The sequence below is a fragment of the Spongiactinospora sp. 9N601 genome, assembly GCF_044326295.1.
Taxonomy (GTDB): Bacteria; Actinomycetota; Actinomycetes; order Streptosporangiales; family Streptosporangiaceae; genus Spongiactinospora; species Spongiactinospora gelatinilytica.
In genome coordinates, this window is sequence record NZ_JBIRBB010000003.1 from 1 (window position 1) to 19,098 (window position 19,098).

Genomic DNA, 19,098 nt, shown 5'->3' on the forward strand with positions numbered 1-19,098 from the left:
GTGGAAGCGTTGTGAGGCGTGGAGCTGACCGGTACTAATAGGCCGAGGACTTGACCACAACAAACATGCTTTCTTTTTGTGCTGTGTGTGGTGCTCGCGTTCACTGTGTGATTCTGAGACTGCAACCGGGTCATGGCTCGTCGTTTCGGCGGTGGGTTGTGTCGGGTTGGTGGTTTCGTGGGGTTGCGGTGGTTATGGCGGTGGGGAGACACCCGGTTACATTCCGAACCCGGAAGTTAAGCCTGCCTGCGCTGATGGTACTGCACTGGGGACGGTGTGGGAGAGTAGGTCGCTGCCGCACAATCATTGAATAAAGAGAAAAGGGTCCGACACATTTTCATGTGTCAGGGCCCTTTTTTCATGCCCTTGATCAGGGCCCGCCCGTGGGTCAGCGGATTCACCACCGCGTCGGGTCAGTAGGGTTGGTGGTGTGGAGTATCGCGCGGTAGAGCAGGCCATCATGGGACGCGGCGTCGAGTGGCAGTTCGACCCGACGCTCGACCGGATCGTGGCGTTGATGGATCTCCTCGGTTCGCCACAGCGCTCCTACCCGGTCGTACATCTGGCCGGCACCAACGGCAAGACCAGTACCGCACGCCTCACGGAGAGCCTGCTGATGCGGCGCAACCTGCGCGTGGGCAGGTTCACCAGTCCGCATCTGACTTCGGTGCGGGAGCGGATCTGTGTGGACGGCGTCCCGCTGTCGGAGGAGCGGTTCGTCGAGGTCTACCAGGACGTCCTGCCGTACATCGAGCTGATCGACAAGCAGGTCGGCAAGGTGTCGTTCTTCGAGACGCTGACCGTGATGGCGTTCGCGGCGTTCGCGGACGCGCCGGTCGACATCGCGGTGATCGAGACCGGGATGGGCGGCACCTGGGACGCGACGAACGTCGTCGACTCCGCCGTGGCCGTGATCACGCCGATCTCCCTGGACCACACCGAATACCTGGGCGACGACGTCGCGACCATCTCCGAGGAGAAGGCCGGGATCATCAAGCCGCACATCACGGCCGTGCTCGCGCAGCAGGACGTGACCGCCGCCGAGGTGCTGATGCGCAGGGCGGCGGAGGTGGAAGCCGTCGTCGCGCGTGAGGGGCTGGAGTTCGGGGTTCTGGCAAACGAGGTGGCGGTCGGTGGCCAGTTGCTCCGGTTGCAGGGTCTCAAGGGGGTCTATGAGGAGGTCTTCCTCCCCTTGTACGGCGCGCACCAGGCGAGCAACGCCGTCTGCGCCCTGGCGGCCGTGGAGGTCCTGACCGCCGGCGACGACCCGTTGGACCAGGAGCTCGTACGGCAGGCGTTCGCCGCCGCCTCCTCGCCGGGCCGGCTGGAGGTCGTCCGGCGCGGCCCCACCGTCCTGGTGGACGCCGCGCACAACCCCGGGGGCATGCAGGCGACCATCGAGGCGGTCCACGAGTCCTTCGACTTCGCCCGCCTGATCGGCGTCGTCGCCGTGATGGCGGACAAGGACGTCAGGGGCCTGTTGGACCTGCTGGAGCCGATCGTGTCGGAGATCGTGGTGACCCGCAACTCCTCTCCCCGGTCCATGGAGCCCGCCGAGCTGGCGGAGCTGGCGGAGGGGTTGTTCGGCGCGGACCGCGTGCGGGTCGCGGACAGGCTCGACGACGCCATCGACACGGCGGTGGGGCTGGCCGACGAAGACGGCGAGTTCGGTGGCGCGGGGGTGCTGATCACCGGTTCGGTGGTGACGGCGGGAGACGCCAGGCACCTGCTGCACGTGGAAGGCGCGTGAGCGGGCCGGGCGGACGCGAGGCGGGGCAGTGGTCGGAAGCGATGACAGGAGGGATGCCGTGGCACGCAAGACGTTCCAGGTGACGCCGGGTATGCGGCGGTTGGGCTCCACCGTGCTCGGCATGGAGGCGATCGTGGTGGCCCTGACCGCGCCCGTGGCGATCAACCTGAACGGCACGCCCCCGGGCACCGCCCTGGCGGTCGGCCTGGGCGTGGCCGTCGTGTGCGTGGTGGCCGCGGCGCTGCTGAAGCGGCCGTTCGGGTACATCCTCGGGAGCGTGCTCCAGGCGGTCGTGATCGCCACCGGTTTCCTGGTGTTCCCGATGTTCTTCCTCGGTGTGATCTTCGCCGCGCTGTGGATAACGGCGATATTCGTCGCTCGCCGTGTCGAGGGCGTGACTTCACGCTAAAGTCGGCGGACATGGCCGACCCCCTCACTGAGCGGTCCCAGGCGGCGACCGGCGGACCTTCGACGACGAAGGCGACAAAGGCGACGAAGGCGACGAAGGCGATGCATACGACGAAGGCGCGTGACACGCGCGTCTCCCGCGTTCATGACGTGGTGCTCGGGCTGCTCGTCATGGTCGCGCTCCCGCTGGCGATCGTCGCGGTGCCCAACACGATCTCGGTGGTGTCCGCGCTGCTGCCGCCCGGAGTGCCGGCCGCCGACATGGTCCGCGCCCACGGGCTCGCGCTGCCCGCGATGATGCTGACCGTGCCGTTCGCCGCGCTGCTCGTGCGCCGCGTGCCCGCCGCGCCGGTCCTGGTCGGCGGGCTGACCGTGCTCGCGGTCGCCGACGTGGCGGGCGGGTTCGCCGGCACGCCCATGGTGGTCGGCGTACTGCGTGCCCTGCACGGCGTGGGGGCGGGCCTGCTGGTGCCCGCCACCCTGGTGGCGGTGCGGGAGCGTCCCGCCCCGCTGCGCGCGCTGTGGGCGGCGACGCTCGCGATGAGCATGCTCGGCGCGCAGGCTCTGGCGCTGTGGCCGCTCGACGACGTGGCGGCATGGCAGGTGACTTTGCAGCCCTACCCGCTGCTGACCGGCATCGCGCTGGCGCTCGCCGCCGTCTACATGATGCTCCGGACACCGGCGCGTGGCGCTCGGTCGCTGCAGGTCGCCGCCGGGCCGGGCGCGCCTGGCCGTACGCCGGCGGCGGCCCACGCCGAGCCGGGCCGGAGGCATGGGCGCACGCCGGCGGCGGCGCATGCCGAATCGACCCGGCACCGGCTTGCGCTCACCGCGGTGCCCGCCGCGGGGATCGCGGTGCTGGGGTTCGCGATCTCCAACGCCTGGCCCGTGCCGGTGGTGCTGCTCGCGTCCCTGCTGGCGCTGGTCGCGTTGCTCGCCGTGGCGTCGCTGGGCGGCGCGCGCCCCGCGGCCTACGTCATGGTGGCGGTGGGGGCCGTCGTGCTGCCCACCGGGGCGCAGGTCACCAACATGGAGCTGGGGGGCTTGGGCGGCCCGGGGCTCTCAGGGCTGTGGCCGGCGTTCGTGCTGGCCGCCGTGGTGGCCGTGGGCGTGGCGTGGGCGGTCGCCAGGGCGCGCACGCACACGCCGGTGATGGTGAGCGAGGCGGGGCTGGTGGCGCTGGTGGCCGGGTTGTGCGCGGTATGGCGGCTGGTGCCGACCGAGCAGGGGATCATACTGCTGCTGCCGTTCGCGCTGATCGCGGCGGGTGCGGCGGTCGCACTCAGTGCCGCGCTGTCCTCGGCCGACACGGACGGCGCGCTGTTCGCGCTGTCGCTGTGCTTCCCGGCGATGCTGGCCGGGTTCCTGCTGGGCAGCGGCATCCAGTTGCCCGGCATGCGCGCCGCCACCTCCCCGGAGGGGCTGGCCGACGCGTTCCTGTCCGCGCTGGACCTTTGGACACTGGCCGCCGGGCTGCTGGTGGTGGCCGTGATCCTGCTGGCCGCCTTCCTGGCGCGGCGCGAGTCGTACGCCGGGGAGCCGGCCCACGTGGGCGCGCCCCTGGAGATGCCCGACGAGCCCGGCAGGCCCGATGGCGACGACGCCGAGGCGGGTGAGCGCCCGGCGGTACCGCCGCCTACTCCTTCGCCGGAAAGCGGCGGATCGCCGCAAGGACGGTAGGCTTCGCGCATTCACCGCATTCTGCGAGAAATTCCATGGTTGAAGGAGAACCACAGTGTCCGAGCGCACACTTGTCCTGATCAAGCCTGATGGTGTGGCCCGTGGGCTGGTCGGCGACGTGATCGGCCGGATCGAGCGCAAGGGCCTCACGATCGTGGCGATGGACCTGCGCACCCTCGACGCCGACACGGCCAAGGCCCACTACGCCGAGCATTCCAGCAAGCCGTTCTTCGACAGCCTGGTGGAGTTCATCACCTCCGGCCCGCTGGTGGCCATGGTGGTCGAGGGTCCGCGGGCCATCGAGGCGTTCCGCGGGCTGGCCGGTCTGACCGACCCGGTCAAGGCCGCGCCCGGCACGATCAGGGGCGACCACGCGCTGGAGATCGGCGAGAACATCGTGCACGGCTCCGACGCGCCCGAGTCCGCCTCCCGGGAAATCAAGATCTTCTTCCCCGACCGCTTCTAGCGGCCCACGCACACACGACAAAGGGCGCCGTTTCCGGCGCCCTTTTGCGTTCCCGAACCGAACCGGCGATCCGCGGCCAGGGGCGGGGCGCGGGAAAGTTTTCCCGAGGCCGGGGCGGCCTTTGCGGTTGACGGTGGGTACGTCACGTTACGATGCGAATGCGGTAGGTGACCGTTCGCTGATCGACGTACGGAAGGCTCGGCGTCCCCATGGGTAGCAAGCTCGCTCTTTTCGGCCGTGACATGGCCGTCGACCTCGGCACCGCGAACACGCTGGTGTACGTCCGGGGCCGCGGCATCGTGCTGAACGAGCCCTCCGTGGTGGCCCTCAACACCATGACCGGCAAGATCGTCGCGGTGGGCGTCGAGGCCAAGCGGATGATCGGCCGCACGCCGGGCAACATCCTCGCGGTGCGCCCGCTGAAGGACGGCGTGATCGCCGACTTCGAGGTGACCGAGCGGATGCTGCGCTACTTCATCCAGCGGGTGCTCCGCCGCCGCCACTTCGCCAAGCCGCGCATCATCGTCGCGGTGCCGAGCGGCATCACCAGCGTGGAGCAGCGGGCGGTCAAGGAGGCCGGCTACCAGGCCGGGGCTCGGAAGGTCTACATCGTGGAGGAGCCGATGGCCGCGGCCATCGGCGCGGGCCTGCCGGTTCACGAGCCGACCGGCAACATGGTGGTGGACATCGGCGGCGGCACCACGGAGGTGGCGATCATCTCCATGGGCGGCGTCGTGACCAGCCAGTCGATCAGGGTCGGCGGCGACGAGCTGGACCAGGCGATCATGACCTTCGCCAAGAAGGAATACTCGCTGATGCTGGGCGAGCGCACCGCAGAAGAGATCAAGATGGCCATCGGCTCGGCGTGTGAGCAGCAGGACGAGGGCCATGCCGAGGTACGCGGGCGCGACCTGGTCAGCGGCCTGCCCAAGACGGTCGTGGTGTCGGCGCACGAGATCCGCAAGGCCACGGAGGAGTCGATCAACGCGATCGTCGACGCCGTGAAGTCCACGCTCGACCGCTGCCCGCCGGAGCTGTCCGGTGACCTGATGGACCGCGGCATCGCCCTGACCGGCGGCGGCGCGCTGATCAGGGGGATGGACGAGCGGCTGCGCGACGAGACCGGCATGCCCGTCCACCTGGTGGACAACGCACTCGACTCGGTCGCACTGGGCACCGGCAAGTGCGTAGAGGAGTTCGAGGCGTTGCAGCAGGTGCTCGTGCCGGAGCCACGGCACTGATGCGCGACACCCGCCGCACCCGGCTCATCCTGGCGTTGCTGCTGGCCACCGCCCTGGTGCTGATCACCGTCGACCACCGCGCGGGGGCGGGCTCGCCGTTCGGCCCGCTGCGTACGGCGGGCGCGTCCGTGTTCGGTACGGCCGAGCGGGCCGTGGCAGGGGTCGCCCGCCCGGTCGGCGACTTCTTCGCTTCCCTGGCGTCGGCGCCGTCGGCGCAGCGGCGGGTCGCCGAGCTGAGCGCCGCCAACCAGCGGCTGCGTGGCGAGCTGGCCGCACACCGGCTGGACCAGGGCAGGTCGACGGAGTTGCGGTCCATGCTCGGGCTGGCCGGGCGCGGCGGGTACAAGATCGTCGCAGCGAACGTCATCGCCAGGCGCGGCCTGCCCGGGTTCGAGGACGCCGTCGAGATCGACGCGGGCGCCGCTGACGGAGTGCGCCGCGAGATGACCGTGATCAATGGTGACGGGCTGGTCGGCAGGGTCGTGCAGGCGGGGCCGACGACGTCCACGGTGCTGCTGCTCAGCGATCCGGCCTCGGCGGCGGGCGCGCGGCTGGAGGGCGGCAGGGAGATCGGGGTGGTGCACGGCGTCGGCGAGACGGGAAGCCTGGTGCTGTTCCGGCTACTTGACTCCACGGCTCCGATCGCGGCGGGCAGCCGGATCGTCAGCTTCGGGTCGCAGCGCGGCGTGCCGTACGTCCCGGGGGTGCCGCTGGGCGTCGTGGAGCGGGTCGAGGCCACGCCGGGAGAGCTGACGCGGGTGGCGTACGCGCGGCCGTACGCGGACCTGTCGGCGCTCGACGTGGTCGGCGTGGTGGTGCAGGGGCCGCCGCGCGACCCACGGGACGCGGTGCTGCCGCCGCGCCCGTCCGAGGCGGGCCAGGCGCCGGACACCGAGAAGGACCGCAAGGGCAAGGCCAGGCGGGCGCGCGCGGACGAGCGCGACGGCGCACCGGCGGCCCCCGAGACGGGGCAGGAGCCGGGCGTGGGGGCCGCCGAGGGCCGGGAGACGGTACGTCAGCCGCGGGGCCGCAGGGGCGACTCTGCGCTCGGCGGCGAACCGGGCCGCAGTACCGAGCGGTTCCCCCACCGCAACCGGCCCTTCGACCGCCCGCTGGACCGGCCGCTCGATCGTCCCCTGGATCGCCCGCTCGACAGGCCGCTCGATCGGCCGCTCGACAGACCACCTGACCGGCCACTTGATCGGCCGCTCGACCGGCCGCTGGGCCAGGCGGGCCCGCAGGCCCCGGCCGAGCAGCGTCACCCCATGGTGACCGACTGGCGGGGGCGGCCCCTGGACGAGGTGGGAGCGCAGTGACGGCACGGGCGGCGCGGGGGCGGTCCGGCCGGAGGCGGAGGTGTCGCGATGGTGGCGGGGGTGCTCGTGGTGGCCGCGGTGCTGGTGCAGTTGACGCTGCTCAACCGGCTGACGCTGCCCGGGGGTGAGGTGCCCGACCTGGTGCTGCTCGTGGTGGTGGCGTGCGGGGCGCACCAGGGGGCGGCGGCGGGCGCCTTCGCCGGGTTCGGCGCCGGCCTCGCCGTGGACCTGCTGCCGCCGGTCCACCATGTGGCCGGGCAGTACGCGCTGGTGTTCTGCCTGGTCGGCTTCGTGGTGGGACGGATGGTCGAGCGCACGTCCGCCGCCGTGGTGCCGGCGGCCGTGCTGGCGGCGGTGGCCGGGCCGCTGCTCGCCGCCGGGGTGGCGGCGCTGCTCGGCGTACCGGGCATCACCGGTGCCGCCCTGCTCTCCCGGCTGCCCGGGGCCGTGGTCTGCAACCTGCTGGCCGCGCCGCTGGTGGTCTGGGGCGCCGGGCGGCTGCTCGGCGGCAGGCGCGGCGAACAGCCGGTACGGCACGCGCTGCGCGCCGCGAGCGGTACGAGGGGAGCGGTGTCGTGACGAGGATCCGCACCCGCCTGCTGATCGTCCATGTGCTCGTGCTGTCGGTCCTGGCCGTGCTGGCCGTCCGCCTGTGGCAGGTGCAGGTGGTGCGCGGCGCGCAGTACGTCTCGGCGGCGACGGAGACCCGCACCCGCGACGTCATGGTGCCCGCCGTACGCGGCCAGATCCTGGACGCCAACGGCAGGCCCCTGGTGCGCAACAGGACCGCGCTCGTGGTCTCGGTGGACCGGACGGCGCTCTACCGCATGCGCGACGGCGGCAACGCGGTGCTGCGGAGGCTCGCCGCCGTGCTCGGGCAGCCGGTGCAGGCGCTGCGCGACCGCATCCGGTCGTGCGGGCCGGGCGTCACCCGGCCGTGCTGGCCCGGCTCGCCCTACCAGCCGATCCCGGTGGACGAGGGCGTCTCGACCCGGCAGGCGCTGCAGATCCTGGAGCGGCAGGAGCAGTTCCCCGGGGTGACCGCCGAGGTCCAGGCGTTTCGCGAATATCCGATGGGCAGCGCCGCGGCGCAGATGCTCGGCTACCTCCAGCCGGTCACCCAGGAGGAGCTCGACCGGCGCAAGGGCATCGCCGACGCCTTCTCCGGAGTGGACCTGGTCGGGCGGGACGGCCTTGAGTCGGTCTACGACGAGGCGCTGCGCGGCGTGCCCGGCCTGCGCAGGGTGCAGGTCGACCGGCTGGGCAAGGTCCTCGGCGTGGAGCGCCAGGTGGCGCCGGTCCCCGGCGACACGCTGATCACCAGCATCGACTCCAAGGTGCAGCTCATCGTGGAGAAGGCGCTGGTCAACGCGATGAAGAAGGCGCCCAAGGCGGACGGCGCGGCTGGCGTGGTGCTCGATCCGCGCAACGGGCGGGTACTGGCGCTGGCCAGCGCGCCCACCTACGACCTCGGCGTGTGGAGCGGCGGCATCTCCGAGGCCGAGTACCGCGGCCTGCTGTCGGAGAAGTACGGCAAGCCGCTGGTCTCGCGGGCCACCAAGGGCGAGTTCGCGCCCGGGTCCACGTTCAAGATCTCCTCGGTGTCGGCGATGCTCGCCGACGGCTATCCGCTGAACGGCAAGTACAACTGCCCGGGTTCGTTCATGGTCGGCGGCCGGCCGTTCAGCAACTTCCGTGGCCAGGGGCTCGGCGTGCTGACGCTGCACCAGGCGCTGGTCAAGTCGTGTGACACGATCTTCTACCGGGCCGGGTTCGAGCAGTGGCTGCGCGATGGCGGGCTCAACCCCAAGGGGCCGACGAAGGAGCCGATGGCCCACACCGCCCGCGCCTACGGCTTCGGTTCACGGACCGGCATCGACCTGCCGGGCGAGTCGCCCGGGCGCATCCCCGACCGATCCTGGAAGAAGGAGATGTGGGCGGCCACCAGGGACGGCAACTGCAAGCGGGCCAAGACCGGCTTCCCGGAGGTGGCCAAGAGCAGTCCGTCGCGGGCCTCGTTCCTCAAGCGCCTGGCGCACGAGAACTGCCTAGAGGGCTACCGGCTGCGCGCCGGTGACGCGGCCAACTTCTCCATCGGGCAGGGCGACGTGCTGGTCACGCCGCTGCAACTGGCCCGCGCGTACGCGGCGCTGGTGACCGACGGCAAGGTGCGCAGCCCGCGGATCGGCTGGGCGCGGGTGCGCCCGGACGGCAGGCTGGTGGAGCGGATCAAGTCCCCGGTGACGGGCAGGCTGCCGATCACCGCCGAGCAGCGGACCTACATCAGGAAGGCGCTGAGCGAGGTCACCTCCGACGGCACGGCCGCGGGGGCGTTCAACGGGTTCCCGATGGACCAGATCAGGATCGGCGGCAAGACCGGCACGGCTGAGGTGTACGGCAAGGAGGACACGTCGTGGTTCGCGTCGTTCGCTCCCGCCGCCGATCCGCGGTTCGTCGTGGTGGTCATGGTGTCCCAGGGCGGGATGGGCGGCTCGACGGCGGCTCCGGCGGTCCGTGAGATCTACGAGCAGATGTTCGGCATCGCGCCGCAGGGCGGCAAGAAGTCCGCGCCGGCGCTGCCCGGGATGCGGGCCGCGCAGACCCTGCCGGTCATCAGCCCCGACGGGCTGGTGGCCCGGTGATCGCGCCGGCCGCCCGCGGGCGGACGCCGCTGCACCGCGCGCCCGGCGCCACCCGCGTGATGTGGCGGATGGACGCGGTGTTGCTGGTGGCGGTCCTGGCGCTGACGGTGATCGGCACGCTGCTGGTGTGGTCGTCCACGCGTACCTGGGCCCCGGGCTCCACCGGCCTGGTCAAGAAGCACGTGCTCAACGTCGCCATCGGGCTGACGCTCTACAGCGTGGTGTCGATGGTGGACCACCGGCTGCTGCGGGCGTACGCGCCGCTGGCGTACGCGTTGTCGATCGCGGGGCTGGTCGTCGTCATCACGCCGCTCGGCTCGACGGTGAACGGCTCGCACTCGTGGGTGATGCTGGGCGCGGGCTTCGCCGTGCAGCCCTCGGAGTTCGCCAAGCTGGGCCTGGTGCTGCTGCTGGCGATGCTGATGGCCCAGCCGGCCGAGGGCGGCGACCGGCCGCGCGGGCTGGACGTGACGCTGGGGCTGGCCGCCTCGGCCGTGGTCATCGGCCTGGTGATGCTCCAGCCTGACCTCGGCACTGCCATGGTGGTCGGGGTGATCACCGCCAGCGCCCTGGTGGTCGCGGGCGTGCGCAAGCGCTGGATCGCGGCGCTGGGGCTGGCGGCGGTGGGGTCGGGCGCGGCGGTGTGGTTCCTGGGGCTGCTGGAGCCGTACCAGGTGGCGAGGTTCACCGCGTTCGTCAGGCCGTCCACCGATCCGCGCGGCGTCGGCTACAACAGCACGCAGGCGCTGAACGCGATCGGGTCGGGGCAGATGTTCGGCAAGGGGCTGTTCGGCGGCGGGCAGACCACCGGGCGGTTCGTGCCCGAGCAGCACACCGACTTCATCTTCACGGTGGCGGGGGAGGAGTTCGGGTTCGTCGGCTCGGTGACGGTGGTGCTGCTGATCGGGGTGGTGCTGCTTCGGGGGGTCCGGATAGCCTGGCAGTGCGAGGACCGGTTCGGCACTTTGGTGGCCGGCACGATCGTGTGCTGGCTGGCCTTCCAGTCGTTCGTGAACATCGGGATGACCGTGGGGATCATGCCGATCACCGGGCTGCCCCTCCCCTTCGTCTCCTACGGCGGCACGGCGACGTTCACGAATCTTGTAGCGGTCGGACTGCTTCAGGCGATTTACATCCGTGACCGGCGGTTCTAGGGCGTTTTGGGACTGAGAGCCATTCTCATGGTGTGAACATGTGACTCTCACTACCGGCGCGTGCGTCAAGCGAACATCCTGGGAACATACCCGGGTCGGGGGATGAACGCTCGATGACCTAGGAGCCGTGATGCCGGATCGACCGCCCCTCCTCACTGAGGGGCAGGAGGCCGCACTGCGTAACCGTGCGCTGGAGCTGCTGCGCATCGCCTTTCCCGACTACCGGATCGTGTACGGCGGGGGCCGCTGGGCGGCCGCCGCCGCCGGCGACCCGCCGCAGGTGTGGTTCGCCGAGACTCCGGGCAGTCTGTGCGGGCAGCTCTTCACCGCGCAGTTACACGGAGGCGGCACGATCGTGCCGATGCAAAGTCCACCACCGGAACCGAAGGAGCAGGCATGACGGTGCGCGGGCACGAGCGGCGAGGAGGAGACCGGTCCGTGCAGACGTGCGCCGCGATCGTCCGCGAACGCGCGCTCGCCGACCTCCGTGGCGCACCACTGACCGCGGAGGTGGCGCACCGGATCGCCGAGGAGGTGCACGCCTGCTGCCCGCAGGCGTCCAGGTTCAAGTGCTTCAGGCTCGCCTGGGGCTGGACCGTCGAGGAGGCCATCGAGCAGTTCCACGCGATGTGCGACCGCGACGGCGTACGGCGGCGCGGTCTCACCGAGCGCTCCTGGCGGGAGTGGGAGGCCGGGGCGCGTCCCGATCGGGAGTACACCGACCTGCTGAGCCGGCTGTTCGAGACCGGGCCGGTACAGCTCGGGTTCGCCCGCGACTACACCCCCGACCATGTGCGCGCCGCCACCGCGGCCCCGCTCGACCCCATCGCGGCGGCGGCCGACGAGGCCGGTGAGCACGCCGAGCGCGCCGAGACCAGCGAGCTGGGCCCGGCCGCGCTGGAACGTCTGCGCGCCGAGGTGACCTGGCTGGGCAGGCGCTACGTGTGGGAGTCGCCACTGCCACTGTTCGTCGAGATGCGCTCGCTGCAAGAACGCACCAGACGGGCGCTGCAACGACGGGTCCACCCCGGCCAGGCCATCGAGCTGTACTTCCTGACCGGCGCCCTGTGCGGCCTGATGGCCAACGTCAGCATGGACCTGGGCCGCCGCGGCCCGGCCGACACCTTCGCCAGGGCCGCCTGGACCTACGGCAGGGTGTCCGGGCACGGGCCGCTGATGGGCTGGGCACGCGGGATGCAGGCGTCGGTGGCGCTGTGGGACGAGCGCTACCACGACGCCGCCGGCTACGCCGAGGACGGCCTGTCGCACCTGCGGACCGGCTCGGGCGGGGCACGGCTGCACATGCTGCGAGCGCGGGCCAGCGCCATGCTGTCCCAGCGCGACATCGCGGTGGAGTCGCTGGACCGCGCGGGCGAGGCCAGGGAGTCCGGCACGGACGAGCTGCACGACGAGATCGCCGGCGAGTTCGCGTTCCTGCCCGCCAAACAGCACTACTACGCGTCCGTGACCTATCTGCACCTGGGCGACAGCGAACGCGCGATCCACGAGGGCGAGGCGTCGCTGACCGGCTACGCCGCGGTAGTGGACCAGAACCGCTCCTACGGCTGCGAGGCCATGGCCCGCGCCCACCTGCTGATCGCCCACCTGCTCGAAGACGACGCCGAGGGCGCCGACCGCGTGGTGGCCCCGCTGCTCGCGCTGCCGCCCGAGCGCCGGATCAGCAGCCTGGCGGTCACACTCGGCACCGGCGGCGAACTGCTCGCCGGACGTCCCGGCGGCCAGAGCACGGCACGCCGGATAGCAAGCTTCTGCGCCTCCGGGCTGCCCCAGGCGGCCCCGGCGCTCAACGAGGGAGTCAGTCGATGACCATAAGCGCTGGGGACGGCGTACTGACCGGTGCCGTCGCGGCGCTGCAACGGGCCTGCCGAGCCGCCGGCCTGGACCCCACGGGGGCCAGGCTGATGCGCAGCTTCGCCAGCACCGTCTACCACCTGCCCGAGGAACGCGTGGTGGTGCGCCTCGCCGAACCCACGCCGGGCAAGTACGACAGGCTGGTGGCCTCCCTGCGGGTGACCCGCTGGCTGGCCGAGCACGGCTACCCCGCCACCAGGCCGCTCGACGTCAGGCAGCCGGTGGCCGAGGAGGGGTTCCTGGTCACGTTCTGGCACCACGAGGAAGACGAGGGCGACCGGCACGACCCGGCCGCGCTCGGCCCGATGCTCCGGCGGCTGCACGACCTGCCGCCGGTCCCGTTCGAGTTGCCGGTGTACGACCCGTTCGGACCAGTGCGGACGGCCATCGCGGCCTGTCGCGTGCTCGGCGTCGGCGATCGGGGCTGGCTGCTCGACCGCTGCTCCGCGCTCGCCGAGACCTACTACGAGCGGCTTCGGTTCACCCTCCCGTACGGGTTGATCCACGGTGACGCACACCGGGGGAATCTGATTCGTGCATCTGGGCGGCTGTTGCTGTGCGACTGGGATTCGGTGAGCGCGGGGCCGCGTGAGATCGACCTGGTGCCGACGTTGCAGGGCGCGCGGTTCGGCTACACGGCCGCGCAGCGCGCCGCGTTCTGCCGGTCCTACGGCCACGACGTGCGCGAATGGGAGGGGTACGGCGTGCTGCGCGAGATGCGGGAGCTGCGCACGCTGACCGCGGTGCTGCGCAACGCGCACCGTGACCCGGGCGCGGCGGACATCCTGTCGTTCCGGCTCGCCTCGCTGCGCGCCGGGGACGACCGCCAGTGGCAGCCGTTCTAGCCGTTACGCTTGTGGCATGTCCGTCGAGTCACTGTTTCCGCGCCTGGAACCGCTGCTGCCCAAGGTGCAAAAGCCGATCCAGTATGTCGGGGGTGAGCTCAACTCGACCGTCAAAGACTGGGACGACGCCCAGGTCCGCTGGGCGTTGATGTACCCGGACGCCTACGAGGTGGGCCTGCCCAACCAGGGCGTTCAGATCCTTTACGAAATCCTCAACGAGCTGCCCGGCACGCTCGCCGAGCGCACGTACGCGGTGTGGCCCGACCTTGAGGCGCTGATGCGCGCCGAGGGGGTGCCGCAGTTCACCGTGGACGCGCACCGGCCGGTGCGGGTCTTCGACGTGCTCGGTGTGTCCTTCGCGACCGAACTGGGGTACACCAACCTGCTGACCGCGCTCGACCTGGCGGGCATCCCGCTGCACGCCGCCGAGCGCGGCGAGGACGACCCGATCGTGCTCGCCGGGGGCCACGCCGCCTTCAACCCCGAGCCGATCGCCGGGTTCCTGGACGCCGCGGTGCTCGGCGACGGCGAGCAGATCGCCATCGCCATCACCGAGGTCATCAGGGAGTGGAAGGACGAGGGCCGCCCGGAGGGCCGTGACGGGCTGCTGATGCGCCTGGCCGAGTCCGGCGGGGTCTACGTGCCCAAGTTCTACGACGTGGAGTACCACCCGGACGGCCGGATCAGGCGGGTCGCGCCCAACCGCCCCGGCGTCCCCTGGCGGGTCCACAAGCACACGGTGATGGACCTCGACGAGTGGCCGTACCCGAAGAAGCCGCTGGTGCCGCTGGCCGAGACGGTCCACGAGCGGTTCAGCGTGGAGATCTTCCGGGGCTGCACGCGGGGGTGCCGGTTCTGTCAGGCCGGCATGATCACCCGCCCGGTGCGGGAGCGGTCGGTCACCACCATCGGCGACATGGTCCAGAACGGCATCACCGAGTCCGGCTTCAACGAGGTCGGCCTGCTGTCGCTGTCGTCGGCCGACCACTCGGAGATCGCCGAGGTCACCAAGGGCCTCGCCGACCGCTACGAGGGCACCCAGACCAGCCTGTCGCTGCCGTCCACCAGGGTCGACGCCTTCAACATCGACCTGGCCAACGAGCTGTCGCGCAACGGCAGGCGCTCGGGCCTCACCTTCGCGCCCGAGGGCGGCTCGGAGCGGATGCGCAAGGTGATCAACAAGATGGTGACGGAAGAAGACCTGATCCGCACCGTCACCGCCGCCTACGGCCAGGGCTGGCGGCAGGTGAAGCTCTACTTCATGTGCGGCCTGCCCACCGAGACCGACGAGGACGTGCTCGGCATCGCCGATCTCGCCAAGAAGGTCATTAAGGCGGGCCGCGAGGCCACCGGTTCGCGTGACGTGCGGTGCACGGTCTCGATCGGCGGGTTCGTGCCCAAGCCGCACACGCCGTTCCAGTGGGCCGCCCAGTGCGACGCCGAGGTCGTGGACCGCCGCCTGTCCGCGCTCAAGGCCGCGCTGCGCGGCGACAAGGAGTACGGCAGGGCCATCGGCTACCGCTACCACGACGGCAAGCCGTCCATCGTGGAGGGCCTGCTGTCGCGGGGCGACCGCAGGGTCGGCGCGGTCATCGAGGCGGTCTGGGCCGACGGCGGGCGCTTCGACGGCTGGAGCGAGCACTTCTCCTACGAGCGCTGGGCCGCCGCCACCGAGCGGGCCGGGATCGACCTCGACTGGTACACCACGCGCGAGCGCGAGGAGAACGAGGTCCTTCCGTGGGACCACCTGGACGCCGGCCTCGACCGCGAGTGGTTGTGGCAGGACTGGCAGGATGCCATCGGAGAGGGTGAGGTGGAAGACTGCCGCTGGACCCCGTGCTATGACTGCGGTGTCTGCCCGACCATGGGAACGGAGATCCAGATCGGTCCCACCGGCCGGAAGTTGCTGCCCCTGACCGTCGTGTGACCCCTCCCGGTCGCACCGGGCGGGAGAGTTTCCGCTGTCAAGCGCATATCCTGGGATGACAACCAGACCATGGATTGTTGTAAGAAGGGACAACAGCACACTGAAACCTGTTCCTGAAGGGCCACCGCCCGCGCCTGTGGCGCAGCGCCTCCGAGTGCGCTACGCCAAGCGTGGCCGGCTGCGCTTCACCAGCCATCGTGACATCTCGCGTGCCGTCGAACGGGCGGTGCGCCGTGCCGGTATTCCGGTGGCGTTCAGCGCGGGGTTCACTCCCCACCCGAAGATCTCCTACGCGGGTGCGGCCCCCACCGGGGTCGCGAGCGAGGCGGAATACCTGGAGATCGGCGTGACAGCGCCGTGTGAGCCCGAGCGGATCCGAGCGGACCTCGACGCGTCCCTCCCGCCCGGCCTCGACATCCTTGACGTCGTCGCGGCGCACGCCGGCTCTCTCGCCGACCGGCTGGAGGCATCGGCTTGGGAGATGCGACTTCCCGGGGCCGATCCAGGTCTCGCCACCGCGGCCGTGGAGAAGTTCCTCGCCGCCGGGCACGTGGAGGTCGAGCGCCTGACGAAGAAGGGCATTCGCCGTTTCGACGCGCGAGGCCCGGTGCTGGTGCTGCGGACGGCCGATCCGGTGATGGGCGGGTCCTCCGAGGGAACAGGCGGAACAGCAGGTCAGGCCGCCGGACACTCATGTGTCATACTTCACATGGTGGTACGGCACGCGAATCCTGCCGTTCGACCCGACGACGTTCTCACGGCTCTTCGACGTGTGGCAGATTTCGCGCCGCCGGCGCCCCCCGAGGTGACCAGGCTGGCGCAGGGGCCGCTCGACGAGAGAACCGGTGAACCCGCCGACCCGCTCGGCCTTGACCGCGACGTTTCGCGCGGCGGCGAGGCGGGACCGGTCGGGCATGTCGTCGGCGACCTATAGGACTTTGCCGCCGGCCCGTAAGGGCGGGCGGCCAGCAGCGACGAGAGCTCCTGCGCGGCGCGGAGACGCGCCCGGGAGCTGACGGGAGATTGCCCGCATGCTCGACAACGAGCCCGGCGCCGAGGCCAACCGGCCTGACGGCGATACAACAGAACACTCATCGACGACGACACCCCGCCGCCGGGCGGCCAGCCGCCCGGCGGGCCCGCCGCCCGAGCCGGAGGAGTCCGGCCCGAGCGCCGCGCCGCGCACCCTGCCGGCCTTCGCGGCCGAACCCGCCGCGCCGGCCGCGGTCCAGGAAACGCCCGCCGAGGCCCCCGCCGAACCGGCGGCCGAGGACGAACCGGTCAAGCGCACCCGGCGCAGGACCACCTCGACGGCGACGACGGCGCGCCGCCGTACGACCAAAAAGACCGAGCCGTCCGCCGAGGTTCCCGCCGAGGAGACGGCGGAGATCCCCGAGCAGCCGGTCAAGCGCAGCCGCACCCGGAAGAAGACCGAGGAGCAGCCGCCCGCCACGGAACGATCCACCGAGGTCCAGGCCCCCGCCGCAGCCGCGCCGACCGAGGACGAACTGCTCGCGCTGCCGGAGAACGAGCCGCTGGACGACGAACCGGCCGGCGAGGACCTCGACGTGGAGCCGCGCGGCGAGGCCGCCTCTGACGCCGATGACGACTCGGCCGACCGTCGCGGGCTGCTCGCCGACCCGTTCGGGCTGACCGCGCACGAGCGGCTCGCGGCCGGCCCGCCCGCGGTGAGCTTCCAGGCGCCCGCCGCCGTGTTCACCCCGCTCTTCCAGGCCCCCGAGCCCCGTACCGCCGAGCCCGCGCGCCCGGCCCCGCAACCGGCCGCCGCGGCGCCCGAGGAGGAGCCGGAGGCCGCCGAGGAGCCGCTGCCCGAGCCCGAGGAGGCCGAGGCGGCCGACGACACCGACGACGACATGGAGGCCGACTCCGACGATCAGGGCGAGGGCGGTGGCCGCCGCAGGCGGCGCAGGCGCGGCGGACGCGGCCGGGGCAAGACCCGCGACCGCGACGAGGCCGACGGCGAGGACACCGAGGCGGCCGAGGCCGAGGCGGAGGACCAGCCGGAGGATGAGTCCGAGGAGTCCTCGGGCGGCTCGCGCAGGCGGCGCAGGCGGCGCAGGCGCGGCAGCGAGGAGGGCGCCGAGCCGTCCGCCGACGACCCGCCCAACACCGTGGTCCGCATCCGCGCGCCGCGCGCCGGGCGCGGCGGTTCGGTGAGCACGTCCATCGACCAGGTGCAGAGCGTGCGCGGTTCGACCCGCCTGGAGGCCAAGAAGCAGCGCCGCCGCGAGGGCAGGGAGCTGGGCCGCAGGCGTCCGCCGATCATCACCGAGTCGGAGTTCCTGGCCCGCCGCGAGTCGGTGGAGCGGGTCATGGTCGTGCGCCGCACCGGCGGCCGGACCCAGATCGCCGTCCTTGAGGACGGCGTGCTCGTCGAGCACTACGTGGACCGCGAGGCCGGTCAGTCCTACGTCGGCAACGTCTACCTGGGCAAGGTCCAGAACGTCCTGCCCTCGATGGAGGCCGCCTTCGTCGACATCGGCAAGGGCAGGAACGCCGTCCTGTACGCGGGCGAGGTCAACTTCGACACCGCCGGGCTGGAGGGCCAGCCCAAGCGGATCGAGGTCGCGCTGAAGTCCGGGCAGTCGGTGCTGGTGCAGGTCACCAAGGACCCGATGGGCCACAAGGGCGCCCGGCTGACCAGCCAGATCAGCCTGCCCGGCCGCTACCTGGTCTACGTCCCCGAGGGGTCGATGACCGGCATCTCGCGCAAGCTGCCCGACAAGGAGCGGTCGCGCCTCAAGAGCATCCTGAAGAAGGTCACCCCGGAGAACGCGGGCGTGATCGTCAGGACCGCCGCGGAGGGCGCCTCGGAGGAGGAACTGGACCGCGACGTCGCCAGGCTGTCGGCGCAGTGGGAGAACATCCAGCGCAAGGCCAAGTCCGCCGGGCCGCCCGAGCTGCTGTACTCCGAGCCCGACCTCACCGTCCGCGTGGTCAGGGACGTCTTCAACGAGGACTTCTCCTCGCTGGTGGTCGCCGGTGACGTGTGGGAGACGGTGGACGAGTACGTCCGCTACGTGGCCCCGCATCTCGCCGACCGGGTGACCCGCTGGCAGGACGACGCCGACGTGTTCGCCGCCTACCGGGTGGACGAGCAGATCGCCAAGGCGCTGGAGCGCAAGGTGTGGCTGCCGAGCGGCGGTTCGCTGGTCATCGACCGCACCGAGGCGATGACCGTGGTGGACGTCAACACCGGCAAGTTCACCGGCCAGGGCGGAAACCTGGAGGAGACGGTCACCCGCAACAACCTGGAGGCGGCCGAGGAGATCGTCCGTCAGCTCCGGCTGCGTGACATCGGCGGCATCATCGTCATCGACTTCATCGACATGGTGCTGGAGAGCAACCGCGACCTGGTGCTGCGGCGGCTGCTGGAGTGCCTGGCGCGCGACCGCACCAAGCACCAGGTGGCCGAGGTCACCTCGCTGGGTCTGGTCCAGATGACCCGCAAGCGGGTCGGCCAGGGGCTGCTCGAGGCGTTCTCCACGCCGTGCGAGTGCTGCAACGGCCGCGGGCTGCACATCTCCGCGGAGCCCGCTCCGGGCGTCCCGGAGCCGCGCGGCACGCAGGGCAAGATGGCGATCGAGAAGACCGTCGCGGGCAAGCTGTCGAAGAACGGCGAGGGCTCCGCGGTCGCGGCCGGGGACCAGGCGGGCCGTGATACGGTGACCGATGCGCTTGGTGGCGACCGGGCAGATGATGATCAAGCCGCCCAGGGCACGAGCAGGGGGCGGCGACGCACTCGCCGGGCCGCCAGGCAACCCGACTAGCGGCCG

General features: G+C 71.6%; 15 protein-coding genes and 1 rRNA gene. All 16 read left to right on the forward strand.

Translation table 11 applies throughout. The features are described from left to right. The first annotated feature begins 184 nt into the window (after positions 1-184). The 16 genes from rrf to ACH34R_RS07125 all read left to right on the forward strand — a co-directional run bounded on the left by rrf (position 185) and on the right by ACH34R_RS07125 (position 19,092). A 5S ribosomal RNA gene (gene rrf, locus ACH34R_RS07050) occupies positions 185-301 on the forward strand. A 159-nt stretch (positions 302-460) separates the two neighbouring features. Further along, positions 461-1,750, forward strand: a complete 1,290-nt coding sequence (locus ACH34R_RS07055) for a bifunctional folylpolyglutamate synthase/dihydrofolate synthase (RefSeq protein ID WP_397561016.1) — start codon at positions 461-463, stop codon at positions 1,748-1,750. A gap of 58 nt (positions 1,751-1,808) precedes the next feature. Further along, positions 1,809-2,159, forward strand: a complete 351-nt coding sequence (locus ACH34R_RS07060) for a DUF4233 domain-containing protein (protein WP_233508517.1) — start codon at positions 1,809-1,811, stop codon at positions 2,157-2,159. 101 nt (positions 2,160-2,260) lie between these two features. Then, positions 2,261-3,838 carry a hypothetical protein gene (locus tag ACH34R_RS07065; protein WP_397560477.1) on the forward strand — a complete coding sequence of 526 codons (1,578 nt, stop codon included), beginning with the start codon at positions 2,261-2,263 and terminating at the stop codon, positions 3,836-3,838. A 55-nt stretch (positions 3,839-3,893) separates the two neighbouring features. Then, positions 3,894-4,304: a nucleoside-diphosphate kinase gene (ndk, locus tag ACH34R_RS07070; protein WP_225878921.1), complete on the forward strand. Its 411-nt coding sequence runs from the start codon at positions 3,894-3,896 to the stop codon at positions 4,302-4,304. A 209-nt stretch (positions 4,305-4,513) separates the two neighbouring features. Further along, entirely contained in the window at positions 4,514-5,545 is a 1,032-nt protein-coding gene (locus ACH34R_RS07075; RefSeq protein ID WP_397560478.1) for a rod shape-determining protein, read from the forward strand. Further along, complete coding sequence (gene mreC / locus ACH34R_RS07080; protein ID WP_397560479.1) at positions 5,545-6,861, forward strand: rod shape-determining protein MreC; 1,317 nt, start codon at positions 5,545-5,547, stop codon at positions 6,859-6,861. Before ACH34R_RS07075 ends, mreC begins: the two co-directional genes overlap by 1 nt. Before the next feature lie 48 nt (positions 6,862-6,909). Further along, on the forward strand, positions 6,910-7,440 hold the full coding sequence (mreD, locus tag ACH34R_RS07085) for a rod shape-determining protein MreD (protein WP_397560480.1): 531 nt from the start codon (positions 6,910-6,912) through the stop codon (positions 7,438-7,440). After that, positions 7,437-9,503 carry a penicillin-binding protein 2 gene (mrdA, locus tag ACH34R_RS07090; RefSeq protein WP_397560481.1) on the forward strand — a complete coding sequence of 689 codons (2,067 nt, stop codon included), beginning with the start codon at positions 7,437-7,439 and terminating at the stop codon, positions 9,501-9,503. The genes mreD and mrdA overlap by 4 nt, the downstream gene beginning before the upstream one ends. Next, complete coding sequence (gene rodA, locus ACH34R_RS07095; protein ID WP_397560482.1) at positions 9,500-10,657, forward strand: rod shape-determining protein RodA; 1,158 nt, start codon at positions 9,500-9,502, stop codon at positions 10,655-10,657. The genes mrdA and rodA overlap by 4 nt, the downstream gene beginning before the upstream one ends. Before the next feature lie 130 nt (positions 10,658-10,787). Then, positions 10,788-11,057 (forward strand): hypothetical protein, encoded by a 270-nt coding sequence (locus ACH34R_RS07100; protein ID WP_111171223.1) that lies wholly within the window; start codon positions 10,788-10,790, stop codon positions 11,055-11,057. Continuing rightward, a complete protein-coding gene (locus ACH34R_RS07105) occupies positions 11,054-12,484 on the forward strand; it encodes a hypothetical protein (protein ID WP_397560483.1) in 1,431 nt (476 codons plus the stop codon). Before ACH34R_RS07100 ends, ACH34R_RS07105 begins: the two co-directional genes overlap by 4 nt. Continuing rightward, a complete protein-coding gene (locus ACH34R_RS07110) occupies positions 12,481-13,374 on the forward strand; it encodes a phosphotransferase enzyme family protein (protein WP_397560484.1) in 894 nt (297 codons plus the stop codon). Before ACH34R_RS07105 ends, ACH34R_RS07110 begins: the two co-directional genes overlap by 4 nt. Positions 13,375-13,390: 16 nt before the next feature. Then, a complete protein-coding gene (locus ACH34R_RS07115; RefSeq protein WP_397560485.1) occupies positions 13,391-15,301 on the forward strand; it encodes a TIGR03960 family B12-binding radical SAM protein in 1,911 nt (636 codons plus the stop codon). A gap of 136 nt (positions 15,302-15,437) precedes the next feature. Continuing rightward, the gene (locus ACH34R_RS07120; RefSeq protein WP_397560486.1) at positions 15,438-16,235 is read left to right on the forward strand and encodes a TIGR03936 family radical SAM-associated protein; all 798 of its coding nucleotides are present in this window, start codon (positions 15,438-15,440) and stop codon (positions 16,233-16,235) included. A gap of 97 nt (positions 16,236-16,332) precedes the next feature. Then, positions 16,333-19,092 (forward strand): ribonuclease E/G, encoded by a 2,760-nt coding sequence (locus ACH34R_RS07125; RefSeq protein ID WP_397560487.1) that lies wholly within the window; start codon positions 16,333-16,335, stop codon positions 19,090-19,092. The last annotated feature ends 6 nt before the right edge of the window (positions 19,093-19,098 follow it).

Excerpts from the sequence above, each read along its gene's own strand:
- ACH34R_RS07125 (WP_397560487.1), top strand. The coding sequence starts at position 16,333 with ATGCTCGACAACGAGCCCGGCGCCGAGGCCAACCGGCCTGACGGCGAT.
- ACH34R_RS07105 (WP_397560483.1), top strand. The coding sequence starts at position 11,054 with ATGACGGTGCGCGGGCACGAGCGGCGAGGAGGAGACCGGTCCGTGCAG.
- ACH34R_RS07055 (WP_397561016.1), top strand. The coding sequence starts at position 461 with ATGGGACGCGGCGTCGAGTGGCAGTTCGACCCGACGCTCGACCGGATC.
- ACH34R_RS07075 (WP_397560478.1), top strand. The coding sequence starts at position 4,514 with ATGGGTAGCAAGCTCGCTCTTTTCGGCCGTGACATGGCCGTCGACCTC.
- mreC (WP_397560479.1), top strand. The coding sequence starts at position 5,545 with ATGCGCGACACCCGCCGCACCCGGCTCATCCTGGCGTTGCTGCTGGCC.
- ACH34R_RS07115 (WP_397560485.1), top strand. The coding sequence starts at position 13,391 with ATGTCCGTCGAGTCACTGTTTCCGCGCCTGGAACCGCTGCTGCCCAAG.
- ACH34R_RS07100 (WP_111171223.1), top strand. The coding sequence starts at position 10,788 with ATGCCGGATCGACCGCCCCTCCTCACTGAGGGGCAGGAGGCCGCACTG.
- mreD (WP_397560480.1), top strand. The coding sequence starts at position 6,910 with ATGGTGGCGGGGGTGCTCGTGGTGGCCGCGGTGCTGGTGCAGTTGACG.
- ACH34R_RS07110 (WP_397560484.1), top strand. The coding sequence starts at position 12,481 with ATGACCATAAGCGCTGGGGACGGCGTACTGACCGGTGCCGTCGCGGCG.
- ACH34R_RS07065 (WP_397560477.1), top strand. The coding sequence starts at position 2,261 with ATGCATACGACGAAGGCGCGTGACACGCGCGTCTCCCGCGTTCATGAC.